The sequence below is a fragment of the Sphingobium cupriresistens genome, assembly GCF_004152865.1.
Lineage (GTDB): Bacteria > Pseudomonadota > Alphaproteobacteria > Sphingomonadales > Sphingomonadaceae > Sphingobium > Sphingobium cupriresistens.
Map to the genome: position 1 here is coordinate 1 of NZ_SEOO01000152.1, position 585 is coordinate 585.

At 62.7% G+C, this 585-nt stretch carries 1 pseudogene; it reads left to right on the forward strand.

From position 1 onward, the window contains the following. A pseudogene (locus EWH12_RS22075) lies at positions 1-465 on the forward strand (Mu transposase domain-containing protein); the annotation flags it as partial. Positions 466-585: the final 120 nt, after the last annotated feature.

Consider the following 585-nt stretch of genomic DNA (forward strand, 5'->3'; position numbering starts at 1 on the left):
CATTACGTGATCCGCGACCGCTATGCTCGCCCGGGCAAGGGGAACGAGAAGGGCAATGTGGAGGGGCTGGTAGGCTATTGCCGGCGCAACTTCATGGTGCCGATCCCGAAGTTCCCGACCTGGGAGGCGTTCAACCTGTGGCTGGAGGAGCAATGCCGCGAGCGCCAGCAGGACAAGGTGCGCGGGCAGAGCGAGACGATCGGTGAGCGGCTGCAGCGCGATCTCGCGGCCATGCAGCCTCTGCCCGCTACACCCTTCGAGGCCTGCGATCAGAAAGGCGGGCGGGTCTCCTCGCAATCCCTGGTGCGCTACAGGACCAACGATTATTCGGTTCCGGTGGCCTGGGGCCATCAGGAGGTCTGGATCAGGGCCTATGTCGATGAGGTGGTGATCGGCTGCCGCAGCGAAGTCATCGCCCGTCATCCTCGTTGCTATGCCCGCGAGGAGGTTGTCTTCGACCCGCTGGGACTGTCAGGATTTCCGTGTGTGGCCGGGCATAATGGGTAACAAGGAGTCCCACTATGTCACGACGCAAAGAGCCTGCCATACCGAATGAGCTTCTCGATCAGCTTTTGGCGGGCGGCG